Consider the following 18,404-nt stretch of genomic DNA (forward strand, 5'->3'; position numbering starts at 1 on the left):
CTGCGGTTATATCGTTGCGGAGGGGTTGTGTTCACGGTGATTGCAACCGGTGTCACGGCGGCTCCGGCGCCGTAACCTCGATCTCCGGTCCAGGTTCGGGAGCACACCGTCATGATCAAGTTACTTGTTTTCACCCTCGTGGGTATCGGCGCGCAGATCGTCGACGGCACGCTCGGGATGGCCTTCGGCGTCACCGCGACGACACTGCTCGTGCTCAGCGGTACGGGTGCCGCGCATGCGAGCGCGGCGGTGCATTTCGCGGAGGTCGCGACCACGCTGGCGTCGGGTATCTCGCACTGGCGGTTCGGCAATGTCGACTGGAGGATGGTGCTGCGGCTGGGCGTGCCCGGCGGTGTCGGCGCCTTCCTCGGCGCGACCGTGCTCTCCCGGATCTCCACCGAGGCCGCCGAACCGGTGACCGCGGGAATCCTGCTGGCGATCGGCGTCTTCCTGGTGATCCGGTTCTCGTCCCGGCCGCCGCTGGAGATCGCCGCTTCGGAGAAGGCCGCGCATTCCGCGAAATTCCTGGCCCCCCTCGGCTTGTTCGGCGGTTTCATCGATGCGAGCGGCGGTGGCGGCTGGGGCCCGGTCACCACCAGTACGCTGCTGACCACCGGACGGGCCGCGCCTCGCCGGGTGATCGGTACGGTGAGTGCCTCGGAGTTCATCGTCTCGGCGTCGGCCAGTGTGGGTTTCCTGCTCGGCCTCGGCTCGGATTTCTTCGACAATCTGCTGATCATCGCCGGTCTGGCGCTGGGTGGTGTGCTGGCCGCTCCGCTCGCGGCGTGGCTGGTGAGCCGGGTGGCTCCGGCGGTGCTCGGTACCGGTGTCGGCGGTGTGCTGGTGCTGACGAACGTGCGCACCCTGTTCAAAGCCTTCGAGATCGAGGGCGCCCCGCGCACGATCGCCTACGTGGTGATCGTGGTGGTGGCGATCGCGCTCACCGGTTACGCGTGGCAGAAATCCCGGGCGGCGCGAACCACGGAGCCGACCGCGGACCCGGCAGCCGGTGAATCAGGCCGGGGGAGCGGCGATGTGGACCCCGCGAGCAGCGGTGCCGTACCGGTGCATACCGTATCCCGGTCGCCAGGCAACGAAGAAAGCCCCGATTCGGCGGAGGTGCCGGTCCGGTAGGACTCCGCGAGACCAGCTGTTGGGTCCGCATCCGCGTCCGGGCAGACGAACCGGAAGCGGACGCCGCACTCTGTGTGGTTTCGCCACGGTCTACAGGTGGTGGTGCCGGTCGGTCCGCGGATTCGGACGGGTCCGGTCCGCGGCCGCGGGGCAGGGCGGCCCGGGGCCCGCCGCCGGGTTCATCGATTCGTGAGTACCTGGGCGTCCGCGGCCGGGTCGCTGGTCTTGCGGATCCGGCCGGGCGCCCACGCCCCCAGTACGAACGCCATCACCACGGTCAGGGCCCCGAGGGCCAGCGAAGCCTGCTGGGCTCCGTGCACGAAGGCTTCCTTGGCGAAATCCGCCAGCGGTGCCGCGACCGGCCCCGCCTGCTCGGTGACTTCGAGAGCCGCGGCGAGTGAATCGCCGACCGGCCCGCGTGCCTGCTCGGGCAGGCTGGGCAGGGCCGGCGCGATCCGGTCGGAGTAGCCGACGGCCAGGATGCTGCCGGATACCGCGATCCCGATGGCCGCACCGACCTCCCGGGATGCGTCGTTGACCGCCGACGCGACCCCGTGCTTCTCCGGCGGCGTGCCGTTGATGATGGCGGCGGTCGCGGGCGCAGTGCACAGGCCGAGTCCGGTGCTGAGGATCAGCAGCGGCCACAGGACGTCGATATAGGTGCTGTCCACGGTGGTGCGGGAGACCAGGAGCAGCGCGATACCGACGCACAGCAGTCCGATGAGTGTCGGCAGTCGCAGGCCGAAACGTTCGGCCAGCCGGGGCGCGAAGATCGAGATACCGATGAGGGGCGCAATCATCGGCGCCATCGCCAGCGCCGACATGAGCGGTGAATACCCGAAGATCAACTGCATGTACTGGACGAACAGCAGGAAGTAACCGAACGCCACCAGGAACTGCACTCCGACGCTCACCGCTCCGCTGCCGAAACCGCGGTCGGCGAACAGCCGGACATCCAGCAGCGGATGCGGAACCCGGAGCTCCACCGTCGCGAATCCCACCGCGGCCAGGACCCCGGCGCCGAACAGCCCGAGAACCAGCGGATCTGCCCACCCACGTACGGGTGCTTCGATCGCACCGACCACGACGGCTCCGACGGCGACGGACGAGGTGATCCCGCCCCAGAAGTCCAGCGGCGGGCGTAGTTCGTCCACCGATTCGGGCACGGTGCAACCGGCGATCGCGAGGACGGCACCGGCGATGGTCATCGCAAGGAAGATCGCCTGCCACGACCAGACCTGTAGCAGCAGGCCGGAGCCGAGAATGCCGATAACGGCGCCGCCACTGACCACACCGGCCCACAGTCCGACCGCGACCCCGCGCTTCTCGGCGGGAAAACCACCGGTCAGCAGCGACAGGGTGGACGGCATGACGAGCGCCGCGCCGATCCCGGCGACTGCGCGGGAGCCGATGATCCAGTTCGGTGCGTCCAGGAACAGCGGTATCGCGGAGGCGATCGCGAAAACGACCAGCCCGAGCACCATCATGATGCGGCGGCCGTACCGGTCCCCGAGTGCGCCGGAGAACAGGACCAGACAGGCCAGCGCGAGGGTGTAACCGTCGACCACCCAGGTGAGCTGCTGCTGGCTGGCGCCGGTATCGGCGGCGATCTCCGGCAGCGCCGTATACAGCGCGGCCATCGCGGCGATCACCAGCGCGACGGCCAGGGAGGACAGTGTCAGCAGCCAGATGTGTGCCCGGGACAGGCCCGTATTCGCGGACGTCATGCTCACCTCTCGACGGGAGGAAACAAGCGGTTGCTTCTTTCATGATCAGAGCACAGTTACCGGTAACCACCTTCGGTGATCTCCGTCACGATAGTGTTCGGGCTGGTCATCGTGTCGTCCGCGGGTTGCTGGGCCGGAAAGGGCGAGCGACCCGGCGGCGCCCGCGACGGTACGAATTCGGCCCCTTCCGTCGTGTCCAGCGTGGCTACCCTGGGGCAGGTGAAGGCAGATTCCGCGCTCCTGGTTCCGGTCGCCGCTCAGTTGGACGACATCACCTGTATCGGCCCGGAAGCGGACCCCGCCGACGTGGGCCTGGACCCCGCGGGGATCGCCGCGATCTGGGAGTCGGTACGCGACTGGTATCGCCTGGGTGGCACACCGGCGATTCAGGTATGCCTGCGCCGGAACGGGAAGGTCGTGCTGAACCGGGCGATCGGCCACGGCTGGGGTAACGCACCGGGCGACGGCCCGGACGCGCAGCGTATTCCGGTCACCACGGAATCGCCGTTCTGCGGTTTCTCCACCGCGAAGGGCGTTTCCGCGGCGGTGCTGTTCCTGCTCATCGAACAGGGGGCGTTCGGCTACGACGACCGGGTCGGCGACTACATCCCCGAATTCGCGGCGAACGGTAAGGCCGCGATCACCATCGGCCAGGTGCTCGCCCATTCCGCCGGCGTGCCGTTCGTGACCCCGCCCTTCCGCGGCCACGAAATGACCTTCGACGAAGATCTCGCGCTTCGCGGGCTGGCCGCGCTGAAACCCAGTTATCCACCGGGCCGGTTCCGCGTCTACCACGCTCTCACCAGTGGTTTGATCCAGCGGTTGCTTGTTCAGCGGGCCACCGGTAAACGGATCCGGGACCATCTGTCCGAACGGATACTGGACCCGCTGGGGTTCCGCTGGACGAATCTGGGCGTGCGGCCCGAAGACGTGGATCTGGTGGTACCGAGTGTGAAAACCGGCCCGCCGCCGTCGCGGCTGTCCGCGTTCGTCGCGGGTAAGGCACTCGGCGGCGGATTCGCGAAGGATGCGGTGAACCGGGAATCCCATCGGGCGTTCCTCACCGCCGAACTGCCGTCGGGAAATCTCGTGACAACCGCCGCCGAACTCGCACGCTTCTACGAGATCCTGGCGCGCGGCGGTGAACTCGACGGGGTCCGGGTCATGCGTCCCGAAACCGTGCGCGAGATGGTGCGCCCCGCGCCGCGGGTGCCCGGTATCGCCGGGCGGGTGAGCCGCGGTGGATACGAATTGGGCGGGCGCCGTTCGAAATTCGGCCGCGATACCACGGCGCATTTCGGGCGCAGCGGGTTCACCACCCAGTACGGCTGGGCGGACCCGGAACGTGGGCTCGCCGGTGGGATCCTGACCAGCGGTAAATCGTCGGTCGACGGGGACCGGCCGTGGAAGCTCGTGGCGCAGGTATCCGCCGCGTGCCCGCCGTTACCACCGGATCGGCGAGTCTTCGACCTCTGAGTACTGCAGACCCGGAAACACAGTGTCGCTGTCACCAGCGAGACCACCGCCGCCGAGAACAGCGGGGTCCGCACCGGCTCCGGAACCGGCGTCGAGTACCGCCGGTTCTCCGCTGCTGACAGTCGGTGACAGGCGCCGAGGTCACCAGTGCGTTCCGGGAACCCAGCGGGCGGCGCGGCGCAACACCGTTCCGGTGCCTCGTGCCGCTCGTGCCCGTGCGCGAGGTAGCGGACCGGAGGGGCGCGGGCGCGCGGGGAGTTCGTCGTCTTCGGGGATACCCGTCTCCACGTCGCGCACCATGGTGAGTCGCGACTGGGGCAGGGGTTCGGCCTGTTCGCCGCGGGCGGCGGGGGAATCGGGAATCATCCGGTAGTAGCGGTGCAGGACGAGATCGCGGATGCGCGGGGCGAACAGCGCGCCGTATTCACCGAGGGTGCCGACCGGGACGTCGATACGGCGCGGGCGTTCGGTCAGGGCCCGGACAATGGTCGCGGCTGCCCACTCCGGTGATTCGGCCGGGCCCTGGTTACCGGTGGGGGCGATCATCGGGGTACGGACCAGCGGCATGTGGATGGTGGTGAAGGTGACGCCGTCGGCCATGGTCTCCACCGCGGCCACCTCGGTGAACTTGTCCAGCGCGGCCTTGCTGGCCAGGTAGGCGGAATACCGCGGGGTGGCCACTTGCACGCCGGCGCTGCTGATGTTGACGATATGGCCGAATTGTCGTTCCCGCATCTGCGGGAGCAGGGCCAGCGTGAGCCGGAGCGCGCCGAAGTAGTTGACCGCCATGGTGCGTTCGTAATCGTGTAACCGGTCGGTGGAGCGGTGGATGGCCCGGCGGATGGAGCGCCCGGCGTTGTTGACGAGCATGTCCACATGGCCGTGTTCGGCGATGATTTTCGCCAGGGTCGCCTCGACGGACGCGGAATCGGTGATATCGCACGGGTATCCGTGGGCGGCGCCGCCGCCGGCCCTGATCTCGTCCACCACCGCGGCGAGTTCGTCCTCGCGGCGGGCGAGTAGCAGCACCACCGCGCCTTTCTTCGCCACCGCCGTCGCCGCCGCCCGGCCGATCCCGGACGAGGCGCCGGTGATGAGGACGTGGCGCCCGGTGAGGTCACGTTTGCCGCGGCGGGTTCCGTTTGCGCTCATCAGCCAGCCCCTCTGTGCAGGTCTATCCCGGCCGAACTTACTCCAAAGTAAGAAAGCGCGCCAGGGTCGAATCTGTTCGAAAACAAGTTCGAATACCACTCTGATTGTTCGAACATATGTGCGATACTTGGGTTCATGACGGACGATCGGATGGCGGATATCTATGCCGCGGTGCGGCTCGGCGGCGTGAATCGAGAGGCGGCGCGACAGACGCTGCAGAAGCTGTGGGATCAACTCGGTACGGACGGGGAACCGCTGCACCGGAGCGTGGTCGCCCATCACCTGGCCGATCTCCAGGACACGGCCGAGGAGGCGCTGCTCTGGGACACCCGGGCGCTCGACTCGGCATTCGTGCCCGGCATCCCGCTCGACGACGGGCTGCTCGGGTTCCTGCCCTCGCTGTATCTGAGCCTGGCCGACAGCCACCGGCTGGTCGGCGACTTCGATGTGGCCCGGATGCAGCTGGCCCTGGCCCGCGGGCATGCGAGCGTCCTCGCCGACGACGCCTATGGGCGGGTGATCCGGGCCGGGGTGGATCATGTCGCGACCTTGCTGGCCGCCGAATCCACCGCCCGGGTGGCCTGCTGAGGTGGCGTATGGGATGGAGTAACGGGCCACCCAGCTGGGCGGAGCTGGAACGGGTGCTGTCCGGTCGCGCGAAGCCGGGGCCGCCCCCCGGCGACGGTGGCGACGCTCCGGGGTGGAGCCGCAGTCGCGGTGAGTACCGGGCCGGACCGCTGGTCCGGCCACCCGGCCCGGTGGTCCCCTACGCGGAACTGCATACGCATTCGGCGTTCAGTTTCCTCGACGGCGCCTCGCCGCCGGAGGAGATGGTCGCCGAGGCTGCGCGGCTGGGCCTGTCGGCGATCGCGCTCACCGACCACAACGGTTACTACGGGGTGGTGCGGTTCGCCGAGGCCGCGGCCGAATACGGTATGCCCACGGTGTACGGGGCGGAACTCACCCTCGTGGAAACCGTTGTACCGCCTTCCGATTCGGTGACCCGCGCCGGTTCCGTGCGGCCGGGCAGTATCGATCCGGTACTTCGCAGTGGCGCCGATTCAGCACGCAACGCATCCACCGGTCCGGTGGACACGAACTCTCCGCCCCGTACCGGCGCCCCCGATCCGGAAGGGGAACACCTGCTGGTGCTGGCGCGCGGGCAGGAAGGTTATCGGCGGCTGTCCCGGGAACTCGCGGCGGCGCATATGGCAGCGGGGGAGAAGGGGATCCTGCGTTACGACCTCGACGCGCTCACCGCGGCGGCCGGCGGGCACTGGCAGATACTCACCGGCTGCCGTAAGGGGCGCGTGCGGCGGGCGCTGGAACACGACCTCGCGGACGGCGGGCAACCGCTGCGCACCGAAGCGGCCCTGCGTGACCTGTGCGAGCGTTTCGGCGCCGACCGGGTCGCGGTGGAACTCACCCGCTACGGACTACCGGGCGACGACGAGCGCAACAACGCACTCGCCGCGGTGGCGGAACGGGCGGGGATCCCCGTGGTGGCAACCACCGCCGCCCATTTCGCGACCCCCGGCCGCGGCCGCCGCGCCGCCGCGCTCGCCGCCATCCGGGCCCGGCGCAGCCTCGACGACCTCGCCGGCTGGCTCGCCCCCGCCGGTGGCACCCATCTGCGTTCGGGCGCGGAAATGGCCGGCCTGTTCGAGGAATTCCCGGCTGCGGTATCGAATTCGGTACTCATCGCGCAAGAGTGCGCATTCGATCTGAAGTTGATCGCGCCGCAGCTGCCGCCGTTCGATGTGCCCGCCGGTCACGACGAGAACTCCTGGCTGCGGGAACTCACCCTGCGTGGCGCCGCCGACCGGTACGGGCCGCCCTCCCGGAACCCGGCCGCCTACCGGCAGCTCGAACACGAGCTCGCCGTGATCGAGCGACTCGGTTTCCCGGGCTATTTCCTGGTGGTACACGATATCGTCAGGTTCTGTCACGAGCACGACATCCTGTGCCAGGGGCGGGGTTCGGCCGCCAATTCCGCGGTCTGCTTCGCCATCGGGATCACCAACGTCGATCCGGTGGCCAACAAGCTGTTGTTCGAACGATTCCTCTCCCCGGAACGGGACGGGCCGCCCGATATCGATGTGGATATCGAATCGGATCGCCGCGAGGAAGCGATCCAATACGTGTACCGCAGATACGGCCGGGAGTATGCGGCGCAGGTGGCGAACGTGATCACCTACCGCGGGAAATCCGCGGTGCGTGACGCCGCCCGCGCGCTCGGTTTCGCACCCGGCCAGCAGGACGCCTGGAGCCGGCAGGTGAGCCGGTGGACCGGAGTGGGCGCGGAAACCGGTACCGATATCCCCGCGCCGGTACTGGAACTGGCCGCCGATATCGAAGGCCTCCCGCGGCATCTGGGAATCCATTCCGGCGGAATGGTGATCTGCGACCGCCCCATCGCCGATGTATGCCCGGTGGAATGGGCCCGGATGGCTGGGCGCAGTGTGCTGCAATGGGACAAAGACGATTGTGCGACAGCCGGTTTGGTGAAATTCGATCTCCTCGGGCTGGGGATGCTTTCCGCGCTGCACTACATGATCGACCTGGTGCGCGAGCATATCGGGGTGACGGTCGAACTGCATACCCTGGACCTCACCGAACCCGCCGTGTACGAAATGCTGTGCCGCGCGGATTCGGTCGGGGTTTTCCAAGTGGAATCTCGTGCGCAGATGGCGACCCTGCCACGATTGAAACCGGAGAAGTTCTTCGATCTGGTGGTCGAGGTCGCGCTGATCCGGCCCGGCCCCATCCAGGGCGGCTCGGTGCATCCCTATATTCGCCGTAAAAACAAGGTGGAGAAGGTCACCTTCGAGCACGAGGCGCTCCGGAACTCGCTCGAACGAACTCTCGGCGTACCACTGTTCCAGGAACAGTTGATGCAGATGGCGGTCGACGTCGCCGGATTCACCCCGGTGGAAGCCGACCAACTGCGCCGCGCCATGGGATCGAAACGCTCCCCGGAGAAGATGGAACGGTTACGCGACCGGCTGTACCAGGGAATGCGCGACCTGCACGGGATAACCGGCGAACTCGCCGACCGTATCTACGAGAAACTACTCGCCTTCGCGAATTTCGGTTTCCCGGAAAGTCATTCACAGAGTTTTGCGGCCCTGGTGTTCTACTCCGCCTGGTTCAAACTGCACTATCCCGCGGCGTTCTGCGCCGGATTGCTGCGGGCGCAGCCCATGGGGTTCTACTCCCCGCAGTCACTGGTCGCCGATGCCCGCCGGCACGGGGTCGCGGTCCACGGCCCGGATATCAATGCCAGCCTGGCCGAGGCCACGCTGGAACAGCAGGGCACCGAGGTGCGGCTGGGGCTGGCGGCGGTACGCGGTATCGGTTCGGATCTCGCCGGCAAAATAGTCGCGGCACGTGCGGAAAGCGGTCCCTACACGTCATTCCTCGACCTCACCGGACGCGTGGAAATGACCGTGCCGCAAGCCGAATCGCTGGCCACTGCGGGCGCGCTCGGATGTCTCGGGTACTCGCGCCGGGAAGCATTGTGGGCGGCCGGAGCGGCCGCGGGTGAACGCGCCGACCGGCTCCCCGGAACCGGCGCCTCGACCAGCACACCCGCCCTACCCGGTATGAGCGACCTCGAACACGCCGCCGCCGATGTCTGGGCCACCGGGGTCTCACCGAACAGCTATCCCACCCAATTCCTACGCCCCCGCCTCGACGCACTCGGCGTGATCCCGGCCGCCGGCCTGCTCGCGATTCCCGACGGAACCCGGGTCCTGGTCGGCGGCGCGGTCACCCACCGGCAGCGGCCCGCCACCGCCGGCGGGGTCACCTTCCTGAATCTGGAAGACGAAACCGGCATGGTGAACGTGGTGTGCTCGGCCGGTCTGTGGACGCGGTACCGCCGACTCGCCCAGGGGGCAACAGCGCTGCTCATCCGAGGGCGGGTACAGAACGCCGAAGGGGCAGTGAGCATCTACGCCGAACACCTCCGCCGCCTGGATATGCGTATCGCCTCCCGCTCCCGCGACTTCCGTTAGATCGGCGCGCCGGGTTTCGGCCGTTGTTCGGGTACCGGATCCCGGAACACGCATTACGCTGCCAGCATGCGAAGGCTCGGGGTGTTGTTCGTGGTCCTGTGCGGTTCGGTGTTGCTCACCGGATGCGGTGGCGGTTCCGACTCCGCCGAGGACGCGTCGTCATCGATGGAAGGCGGCGCCCCCGCCGCGACCCCGGGGTTCCGGATCCAGCAGTCGCCGGCCCGGGAACAGGCACCCGCACCGGACAACGGGCCGCAGGTCACCGACCGTAAGGAAGTCGTCACGGGGACGGTGGATCTCACCGCCGACGATCCGATCGCCGCCGCGCAAACCCTGACCGACCGCGTGATCCGGCTGGACGGGCGGATCGATCAGCGCACCGAGAACCCCGGCACCGAGGACAATGATCCGCACGCGAATCTGGTCATCCGGATCCCGGCCGCCGAAACCGACGCGTTCATCGACGGTCTCGGGGAGGTCGGCGAGGTCACCGAGATCAGCACCAACCGCGACGATGTCACCCTGCAGTGGCAGGATCTCGATGCCCGGATCACCGCCCTGCGTGCCTCGGTCGACCGGCTCCGCGATCTGATGGCCCGTGCCGCCAACACCGCCGACCTGATCGCCGCCGAGGAAGCCCTCGCCGACCGGCAGGCCGAACTCGACAGCCTCACCGGCCAGCGGCGCTACCTCGACGACCAGATCACCCTGTCCACGCTGACCATCGATATCGGCACCTCCGCGGACAAGAAGGGCGATACCGGCCCCGCAAACTTCTGGGACGGTGTGGTCGACGGGTGGAACTCGCTGGTCGACTGGTTGAAGAACGCCGTGGTGTTCGCCGGGCAGGCACTGCCGTGGCTGGGCTTCCTCGCCGTGCTCGGCGCGATCGTCGCGGCGGTCGTCCGGCTTTTCCGGGGGCGGCGCGGTAAACCCGGCACCCCCGCTGCGGTTGCACCCCGGGCGGGCACCGCAACGCCGGATGCCACCGCCGCATCGGCCGACCAGCCCGGTGCGGCCGGAAGACCCGTGGCATCGGTGGCCCAGCCCGGCGCGGCTGCCGACAAGTCCACTCGGTCTGCGGACCAGTCCGACCCTGCTGCGGACAAATCAGGTGGAGCTGGGGATCGGTCCGGTCGACCGGCCGGGGAGTAGGGCGGCTTGCCGGCCACCGTGCGCGCGCTGATCAAGCCGAACAGCCGCAAAGGTCCGCTCGTGGAAGAACTGCCCGACGGCACCCTGCAGCTATGGGTGCGGGCGCCGGCCGTCGAGGGGAAAGCGAACAAGGCCGCAGTCGAACTGCTCGCCGGCTATTTCGGCGTGCCCAAGAGCGCGGTACGCCTCACCGCGGGAGCCACGGCCCGGCACAAGAGATTCGAGATCGGCTGATCGGGAAGCCGCGCCCGGGGGGCTTCCGGTGCCTGTGCCGGAACGGGCAGTTGCCGCGGTGGCATCACGCGATCCTGGGGCCGTGCCGGAAGTACGGCCGAGGCTAGACCGCGTCCGGGAAACCGTGCTGGCGCCACGCCTCGTACACCCCGACTGCTGCCGCGTTGGCGAGGTTCATCGACCGGCGTCCCGGCAGCATCGGGATACGAACCTCTTCGGTGATGTGGTCGTCGGCGAGTACGTCCGCCGGGAGCCCGGTCGGTTCGGCGCCGAAGAGCAGCACGTCACCGGGCCGGTAGGCGATCTCGGTATGCGCGGTGCCCGCCCTCGTCGTGAACGCGTACACCCGTTCGGGCCGCAGCCGCGACCAGGCGGTGGCCAGGTCCGGATGGACGGTTACCGAGGCCAGGTCGTGGTAGTCCAGTCCGGCTCTGCGCAGCTTGGCCTCCGATAAATCGAAACCGAGCGGCTCGATCAGATGTAATTCGCTGCCCGTTCCGGCGGCCAGCCGGATCGCATTACCTGTATTACCCGGTATCCGCGGTTCGTGGAACATCAATCGGAACACAGCCGACCAGTCAACCAGGTGGGCTGAGGATCAGCTGAGCACAGCCCGGCGCTGGGTCGGTTTTCGGGTGGCGTACCGTTCCTCGACGGGCCGCAGGCCCGAACGGACTGCTCTGACCAGTTCAGACGCATATGGACGGCCGTTTCGCAAAGGTTCCGCGCTCCCTGCCCCGGGTACCGGAGCCGGTCGGCTGTCCCGGCGGGCACCGCGCTGCGCTGCCCTGCGCGATAGCGACGTCGGCGGTCGACAGGGCTGTCCGATCGACTCTGGAGGGAGAAAAATGGCCGTGCTGGAGGGCCACGGGGGTTCTGGCGATGATGGGGTGGCAGCGGGTGATCCCGGTGGCCCGGGCGGCCTCAGCCGGCAACTGGCCAACCGGCATATCCAGCTGATCGCGATCGGCGGCGCCATCGGAACCGGACTGTTCATGGGGTCGGGTAAGACGATCTCGCTGGCCGGGCCCTCGGTGATCCTCGTCTACATGATCATCGGCTTCTTCCTCTTCTTCGTCATGCGGGCGATGGGGGAGCTGCTGCTGTCGAATTCCGGCTACAAATCGTTCGCGGATTTCGCGGGCGATCTGCTCGGCCCGTGGGCGGGGTTCTTCACCGGCTGGACGTACTGGTTCTGCTGGGTCGTCACGGGTATCGCCGATGTGGTGGCGATCGCCGGATATATCGCGTTTTGGTGGCCGGATCTGCCGCTGTGGATTCCGGCGCTGGCCTGTATCGCGGTGTTGCTGGTGTTGAATCTGCCGACGGTGCGCGCCTTCGGGGAAACCGAGTTCTGGTTCGCGCTGATCAAGATCATCGCCATCGGTGCGCTGATCGTGACCGGCCTGGTGATGATCCTGACCGGGTTCACCGGTGACAGTGGCACGCCGGCTTCGCTGGCAAACCTGTGGAACGACGGCGGTTTCTTCCCGACCGGCCCGATGGGCTTCGTCGCCGGGTTCCAGATCGCGGTATTCGCTTTCGTCGGTATCGAGCTGGTGGGCACCACCGCCGCCGAAACCAAGAACCCCGAGCAGACCCTGCCCCGCGCGGTGAACTCGATCCCGGTCCGGATCCTGCTCTTCTATGTCGGCGCCCTGGTCGTGATCTGCGCGGTGACCCCGTGGCGTCAGGTATCGCCGGACGAAAGCCCGTTCGTGGCGATGTTCACCCTCGCCGGCCTCGGTATTGCCGCGAGCGTGGTCAACTTCGTGGTGCTGACCAGCGCGACCTCCAGCGCCAACTCGGGTATCTACTCGACCTCACGCATGGTGTTCGGCCTCGCGGGTGAAGGTAACGCGCCCGCGGTATTCGGGAAATTGTCTCCGCGCCGGGTCCCGGCCAACGCGCTGCGTTTCTCCTGTGCGTTCCTGCTGATCGGCGTGGTGCTGCTCTATGCCGGGCAGTCGATCGTCGAAGCGTTCACTGTCGTCACGACCATCTCGTCGCTGTGCTTCATGTTCGTCTGGACGATGATCCTGGCCAGCTACCTCGCCTACCGCAAACGCCGGCCGCAGCTGCACGCCGCCTCGACGTTCAAGATGCCCGGCGGAATCCCGATGGTCTGGGCTGTGCTGGCGTTCTTCGTTTTCATCGTCTGGGCGCTCACCCAGGAGAGCGATACTCTGCAGGCACTGCTGGTGACGCCGATCTGGTTCATCGTCCTGGCGATCGCTTACCTGTTCGTGCGGCGCAGCCCGCACCACGCGGAGCTGCGGAAACAGCATCAGGAAAAGGTTCTTGCGGAGACCGCTGCCCTGCGCTGAATCGACCTCGACGGGCGATATCTGGGCGCGGCGCTCCCTTCCGGCCATCGGGGCGGGAGGACGGCACCGGCCGCGTCTGGAACAATCGCACCGTGGCCGACGCCGAGACTGTGACCGAGGGCGAGCCCGGCAGCGGTAACCGCCTGGCCGGGTTCCTGCGCTGCCATCTGCCGATGGTGGTGGTTGTCGCGGTGATCGCGGTCGCCGTTGTCTTCGTCGCGCAGGACCGGTGGCGGCGCGGCGCCATCTTCTTCGGCGGCGCGACACTCATCGCCGCCGCATTCCGGCTGTGCCTGCCCACGGTGCGGGTGGGATTGCTGGCGGTGCGCAGCAAACCGTTCGACGTGGGCGCACTCACCCTGCTGGGCAGCGTGATCGTGTTCCTTGCCGCCACTATCAATACGCTCGGCGTGAGCTGAGACCGGGAGCCGGATACCGCCCCACCCCGGGGGCTGTCGCCGGACGGAGCCGCCGGTGAGGCGAAGGCGACAACCCCGCGTCAGCGGTGCGTGCGGGCCAGGCCCATCGTCTGGACCAGCAGCTTGCCGATGGCTTCGGCCTCGGTGAGAAACGCATCGTGACCGTCGCGGGACGAGATGACCTCGAAATGCCGGCACCCCGCCAGCCCCTCGGCCAATTCCCGCTGGGTGTGCAGCGGGTACAGCCGGTCGGAGTCGATCCCGCCCACAATGCACGGCACCTCGGCGCGCGCCATCGCCGCCTCGATCCCGCCGCGCCCGCGGCCGATATCGTGCCGGTTCATCGCCTCGCTGAGCAGCACATAAGTGGCCGGGTCGAACCGTTTGCACAGTTTCTCGGCCTGGTATTCGAGATAGCTCTGCACCGCGTACCGGCCGCCGTCCCAGGGGTCCTCACCGGCCTGCGGGCTGTTGGCGAACCGGCTGTCCAGCTCGACCTCCGTGCGGTAGGTGAGATGCGCGATCCGCCGGGCGATACCCATTCCGGCCATCGGCGCCCGGCCGGTGCCGTGGTAGTTACCGCCCTGCCAGTCGGGGTCGCCGGTGATGGCGGCGATCTGGGTGGTCTGCGTGCCGATCTGATCCGCTGTCGCGCGGGCACCGACGGCGAGGACCAGGGCCGCGGCCAGCCGCTCCGGGGCGCACAGCATCCACTCGAGGACCCGCATCCCGCCCATCGAACCGCCGATCGCCGCGGCCAGCCGGTCGATACCGAGCAGGTCGAACAGCCGCAACTCGGCACTCACCTGGTCGCGGATGGAGATCTCCGGGAAGCGTGCCCCCCACGGCGCGCCGTCGGGCGCCGGGGAACCGGGGCCGGTGCTGCCCTGACAGCCACCGAGCACATTGGTGGCGACCACACACCATTCGTCGGTGTCGATCGGCGCACCCGGCCCGACCATCCCGTTCCACCATCCGGGTTGCGGATGCTCGGCATCGGGTTCGCCGACCACATGGGAATCACCGGTCAGCGCGTGCTCGATCAGCACCACGTTGTCCATGGCCGGGGACAGTTCGCCCCAGCGCTGGACGACCAGTTCGACCGCCGGTAGCCGGGCCCCGTTCTCCAGGGTGAGTTCGCCGATCTCGATTACGCCGACGGTGCCGTCGGCCGGTGGTAGCTGCGCCACGGGAACGGCCGTGGTCTGTTCGGTGCTCACCTTCACGCGATGGCTTCCGCCCGCTGGGCCGCGACCGGCGGCGATAGCCTGACCATATGAGTCACGGCCGTGAGGTGGGCGGGGGTACTGCCATCGGTCATCTCGTGCTCCAGAAAATAGGGGGTTGCTCGCCGCGATACGGAGTGCCAGGGCCGAGGCGACCAGCACCGGCACATAACGGCGACCTCCTGACATGCGCTTGCTCCCGGCTTTCGGAAGCCCGGTCATCACCCGGAGCACCCCACCGCAGCTGGAGGGTTGCCGGCCAGCGAGCCGGGGCTTGACGCTGGCACTCATGACCTGTTCCACATGGTAACTGTGGGCTGGGATGGATAGAAATCGGCATGGCGCGCCACCAGGTAATCTTGTGGCGCGGCTCACTGTGTGAGATCTCACGACCGGGCCTGGCTGCACCGTGCGATCACCACAAGCAGTACGCTCGTCTTGGTTACATCAGACGTCTCGTGGACAACGCGGGATGTATACGTTGTCTGTTGAACAGCTGGGGTCCGCTCACAAGCGTGTTCGCCTGGTTGTGCAATGAGGGCACCATCTTAGGAGGACACGAAGATCCATGTCCAAGATCAAGGTTGAAGGCACCGTCGTAGAACTCGACGGCGACGAGATGACCCGGATCATCTGGCAGTTCATCAAGGACAAGCTGATCCACCCGTACCTCGACCTGAACCTCGAGTACTACGACCTCGGCATCGAGTACCGCGACAAGACCGACGACCAGGTCACCGTCGACGCCGCGAACGCCATCAAAGAGCACGGCGTGGGCGTCAAATGCGCGACGATCACTCCCGACGAGGCCCGGGTCGAGGAATTCGGTCTCAAGAAGATGTGGCGGTCGCCCAACGGCACCATCCGCAACATCCTCGGCGGCACCATTTTCCGCGCGCCCATCATCATCTCCAATGTTCCGCGCCTCGTCCCCGGCTGGACCAAGCCGATCATCATCGGCCGTCACGCCTTCGGTGACCAGTACCGCGCCACCGACTTCAAGGCCTTCCAGGCCGGCACCGTCACCCTCACCTTCACCCCGGAAGACGGCAGCGAGCCGATCGTCCACGAGGTCGTGAAGATGCCGGAAGACGGCGGCGTCATCATGGGTATGTACAACTTCAAGAAGTCCATCGAAGACTTCGCGCGCGCCTCGTTCAACTACGGGCTGCAGCAGAACTACCCGGTCTACATGTCGACCAAGAACACCATCCTGAAGGCCTACGACGGCATGTTCAAGGACACCTTCCAGGAAGTGTTCGACGCCGAGTTCAAGACCCAGTTCGACGCGGCCGGCCTCACCTACGAGCACCGGCTGATCGACGATATGGTCGCCTCCTCCATGAAATGGGAGGGCGGCTACGTCTGGGCCTGCAAGAACTACGACGGCGACGTGCAGTCCGACACCGTCGCGCAGGGCTTCGGCTCGCTGGGCCTGATGACCTCGGTCCTGCTCACCCCGGACGGCCAGACCTGCGAGGCGGAGGCCGCGCACGGCACCGTCACCCGGCACTACCGTCAGCACCAGCAGGGCAAGCCGACCTCGACCAACCCGATCGCGTCGATCTTCGCCTGGACCCGCGGCCTCGAACATCGCGGCAAACTGGACAACACCCCCGAGGTGATCGGTTTCGCGCAGACCCTCGAGGACGTGGTCATCAAGACCGTCGAAGGCGGCCAGATGACGAAGGACCTCGCGCTGCTCGTCGGTGGCGACCAGGGCTACCTCACCACCGAGGAGTTCCTGGCAGCGCTGGACGCCAACCTGGCCCGCGCACTGCGCTGACCAACCCGCCCCCACTGGTCCGGGTGCTGAGTACGACCCGGAGCGTGGAGGCCGAGTGCGCTCGACAACGCCGAGAACAGGGCTGTGTTCTCGGCGTTGTCTTGTTTGGTGAGGGTGCGGGGTCAGCTGGTTCGCCAGTGTTTTCGGCGCGCTGGCGCGGCGCCGCAAAATAAACACAGAACCTCAGCGCGGGGGCGGTGGAACTGGCAGGCTGTCAACGAGGCGGATTCGTCCGCCCGGTGATTTACGCCGTAATGTTGCTGCTTGCACGGAGGACGCCGATGTTCGAATGGTCCGATACCGATCTGATGGTCCGCGATGCGGTCCGGACTTTCATCGATAAGGAAGTACGCCCCCATCTCGACGCACTGGACAGCGGGGAAATGCTGCCCTACCCGGTGCTGCGCAAGCTGTACGCGGATTTCGGTATCGGCGCGATGGCCGAAGAGGCGCTGCACAAACAACTGGCTGCCCGGCGCGCGGCGGCCGACGGCGCGGAGAAGGCGGCCTCGGGGGAGAAGGGGTCCTCCGGTGGCGGATTCGATCAGCAGACCATGATGGCCGTCGTGACCAGCGAACTCTCCGGTGTCTGCATGGGCCTGTGTAGTTCACTCGGGGTGAGCACCGGCCTCGGTGGCGCCACCATCCTGTCCCGCGGCACACTCGCCCAGCAGGAGCGGTGGGTGCCCGATATCGTCAGCCTCCGCAAGATCGCATGCTGGGCGATCACCGAACCGGATTCCGGATCCGACGCCTTCGGCGGGATGAAAACCTACGTCCGGCGCGACGGCGACGACTACATCCTCAACGGTCAGAAGACCTTCATCACCAACGGCCCCTTCGCCGATACGCTCGTCGTCTACGCCAAACTCGACGAGGGCGACGGTACGCCGGCCCGTGACCGCAAGGTGCTCACCTTCGTCCTCGACAAGGGTATGGAAGGTCTCACCCAGGGCAAACCGTTCAAGAAGATGGGCCTGCACGCCTCACCGACCGGCGAACTGTTCTTCGACAACGTCCGCCTCGGCCGCGACCGGTTGCTCGGCGAAACCGAGGAACACCGCGGCGGCGACGGCCGGGAGAGCGCGAAATCCAGTTTCGTGGCCGAACGCGTCGGCATCGGCTTCATGGCCCTGGGCGTCATCAACGAATGCCTGCGACTGTGCACCGAGTACGCCCGCAACCGCAAACTCTGGGGTCAGGAGATCGGCCGCTTCCAGCTCATCCAGCTCAAGCTGGCCAAGATGGAGGTGGCGCGGATCAATGTGCAGAACATGGTCTTCAACATCATCGAACGCGGAAAAGCCGGTAAACCGCTGAGCCTTTCGGAAGCCTCCGCGGTGAAACTGTATTCCTCGGAAACGGCAACCGAGGTCGCGATGGAAGCAGTCCAGCTCTTCGGCGGCAACGGCTACATGTCGGAGTACCGGGTCGAACAGCTGGCCCGCGACGCGAAATCGCTGATGATATACGCGGGCAGCAACGAAATCCAGGTCACCCACGTAGCAAAAGGCATCCTCGACCTCTGAGAATGGTCGCGACAGAACTGTCGTTCCCGTGACACAGGCGCGACATGCGTGGACCAACCGTTCCCGGACAGCAATGAGTCCACCGATCCCCCTCCGAAAAACCAACGCAACCAACATCGGCGCCGAGTCTTACGAGGCCCTGAAAGGTTTTGGCCCGTCCCTGCTTTCCGCCCCGCGAGACAATGCGGCGCAGCCGCGAGTATCGCGGGGCGGAAAGCAG

Annotated in this window: 14 protein-coding genes and 1 riboswitch; of the genes, 10 read left to right on the plus strand and 4 right to left on the minus strand. The window is 67.2% G+C overall.

Annotation, left to right across the window (positions count from 1 at the left end; translation table 11 throughout):
* Nucleotides 1–111 precede the first annotated feature (111 nt).
* Entirely contained in the window at nucleotides 112–1,134 is a 1,023-nt protein-coding gene (locus QH196_RS09790) for a sulfite exporter TauE/SafE family protein (protein ID WP_280415441.1), read from the plus strand.
* Nucleotides 1,135–1,313: 179 nt separating this feature from the next.
* On the opposite strand, the gene QH196_RS09795 is transcribed toward QH196_RS09790, so the two are convergent.
* Entirely contained in the window at nucleotides 1,314–2,861 is a 1,548-nt protein-coding gene (locus QH196_RS09795; protein WP_280415457.1) for an MFS transporter, read from the minus strand.
* Nucleotides 2,862–3,080: 219 nt separating this feature from the next.
* On the opposite strand from QH196_RS09795, the gene QH196_RS09800 reads away from it, so the two are divergent.
* Entirely contained in the window at nucleotides 3,081–4,337 is a 1,257-nt protein-coding gene (locus tag QH196_RS09800; protein ID WP_280415442.1) for a serine hydrolase, read from the plus strand.
* A gap of 141 nt (nucleotides 4,338–4,478) precedes the next feature.
* Here the strand turns inward: QH196_RS09800 and QH196_RS09805 are convergent, their stop codons facing one another.
* Nucleotides 4,479–5,489: an SDR family NAD(P)-dependent oxidoreductase gene (locus tag QH196_RS09805; protein WP_280415443.1), complete on the minus strand. Its 1,011-nt coding sequence runs from the start codon at nucleotides 5,487–5,489 to the stop codon at nucleotides 4,479–4,481.
* 135 nt (nucleotides 5,490–5,624) lie between these two features.
* Between QH196_RS09805 and QH196_RS09810 the strand changes: the two genes are divergently transcribed.
* From QH196_RS09810 to QH196_RS09825, 4 genes are all read left to right on the plus strand, one after another.
* On the plus strand, nucleotides 5,625–6,077 hold the full coding sequence (locus tag QH196_RS09810) for a hypothetical protein (RefSeq protein ID WP_280415444.1): 453 nt from the start codon (nucleotides 5,625–5,627) through the stop codon (nucleotides 6,075–6,077).
* Between the two features lie 8 nt (nucleotides 6,078–6,085).
* Complete coding sequence (locus tag QH196_RS09815) at nucleotides 6,086–9,508, plus strand: error-prone DNA polymerase (protein ID WP_280415445.1); 3,423 nt, start codon at nucleotides 6,086–6,088, stop codon at nucleotides 9,506–9,508.
* Between the two features lie 66 nt (nucleotides 9,509–9,574).
* A complete protein-coding gene (locus tag QH196_RS09820) occupies nucleotides 9,575–10,663 on the plus strand; it encodes a DUF4349 domain-containing protein (RefSeq protein ID WP_280415446.1) in 1,089 nt (362 codons plus the stop codon).
* 6 nt (nucleotides 10,664–10,669) lie between these two features.
* Nucleotides 10,670–10,897, plus strand: a complete 228-nt coding sequence (locus tag QH196_RS09825) for a DUF167 domain-containing protein (RefSeq protein ID WP_280415447.1) — start codon at nucleotides 10,670–10,672, stop codon at nucleotides 10,895–10,897.
* Between the two features lie 103 nt (nucleotides 10,898–11,000).
* Here the strand turns inward: QH196_RS09825 and QH196_RS09830 are convergent, their stop codons facing one another.
* A complete protein-coding gene (locus QH196_RS09830) occupies nucleotides 11,001–11,465 on the minus strand; it encodes a tRNA (cytidine(34)-2'-O)-methyltransferase (protein ID WP_280415448.1) in 465 nt (154 codons plus the stop codon).
* Nucleotides 11,466–11,745: 280 nt separating this feature from the next.
* Here QH196_RS09830 and cycA point away from each other — a divergent pair, with 280 nt between their 5' ends.
* Together cycA and QH196_RS09840 are read left to right on the plus strand one after the other, a co-directional pair.
* Nucleotides 11,746–13,224 (plus strand): D-serine/D-alanine/glycine transporter, encoded by a 1,479-nt coding sequence (gene cycA / locus QH196_RS09835; protein WP_280415449.1) that lies wholly within the window; start codon nucleotides 11,746–11,748, stop codon nucleotides 13,222–13,224.
* Nucleotides 13,225–13,397: 173 nt separating this feature from the next.
* Nucleotides 13,398–13,643, plus strand: coding sequence for a DUF3017 domain-containing protein (locus QH196_RS09840; RefSeq protein ID WP_051157170.1), 246 nt, complete (start codon nucleotides 13,398–13,400; stop codon nucleotides 13,641–13,643).
* Nucleotides 13,644–13,723: 80 nt separating this feature from the next.
* Here the strand turns inward: QH196_RS09840 and metX are convergent, their stop codons facing one another.
* A complete protein-coding gene (metX, locus tag QH196_RS09845) occupies nucleotides 13,724–14,869 on the minus strand; it encodes a homoserine O-acetyltransferase MetX (protein WP_280415450.1) in 1,146 nt (381 codons plus the stop codon).
* 184 nt (nucleotides 14,870–15,053) lie between these two features.
* A riboswitch (SAM riboswitch) is annotated at nucleotides 15,054–15,164 on the minus strand.
* 273 nt (nucleotides 15,165–15,437) lie between these two features.
* Here metX and QH196_RS09850 point away from each other — a divergent pair.
* Together QH196_RS09850 and QH196_RS09855 are read left to right on the plus strand one after the other, a co-directional pair.
* Nucleotides 15,438–16,655 carry an NADP-dependent isocitrate dehydrogenase gene (locus QH196_RS09850; RefSeq protein ID WP_062977292.1) on the plus strand — a complete coding sequence of 406 codons (1,218 nt, stop codon included), beginning with the start codon at nucleotides 15,438–15,440 and terminating at the stop codon, nucleotides 16,653–16,655.
* 281 nt (nucleotides 16,656–16,936) lie between these two features.
* A complete protein-coding gene (locus QH196_RS09855; RefSeq protein WP_280415451.1) occupies nucleotides 16,937–18,184 on the plus strand; it encodes an acyl-CoA dehydrogenase family protein in 1,248 nt (415 codons plus the stop codon).
* Nucleotides 18,185–18,404 lie beyond the last annotated feature (220 nt).

It is taken from the genome of Nocardia carnea (assembly GCF_029868325.1).
Lineage (GTDB): Bacteria > Actinomycetota > Actinomycetes > Mycobacteriales > Mycobacteriaceae > Nocardia > Nocardia carnea_C.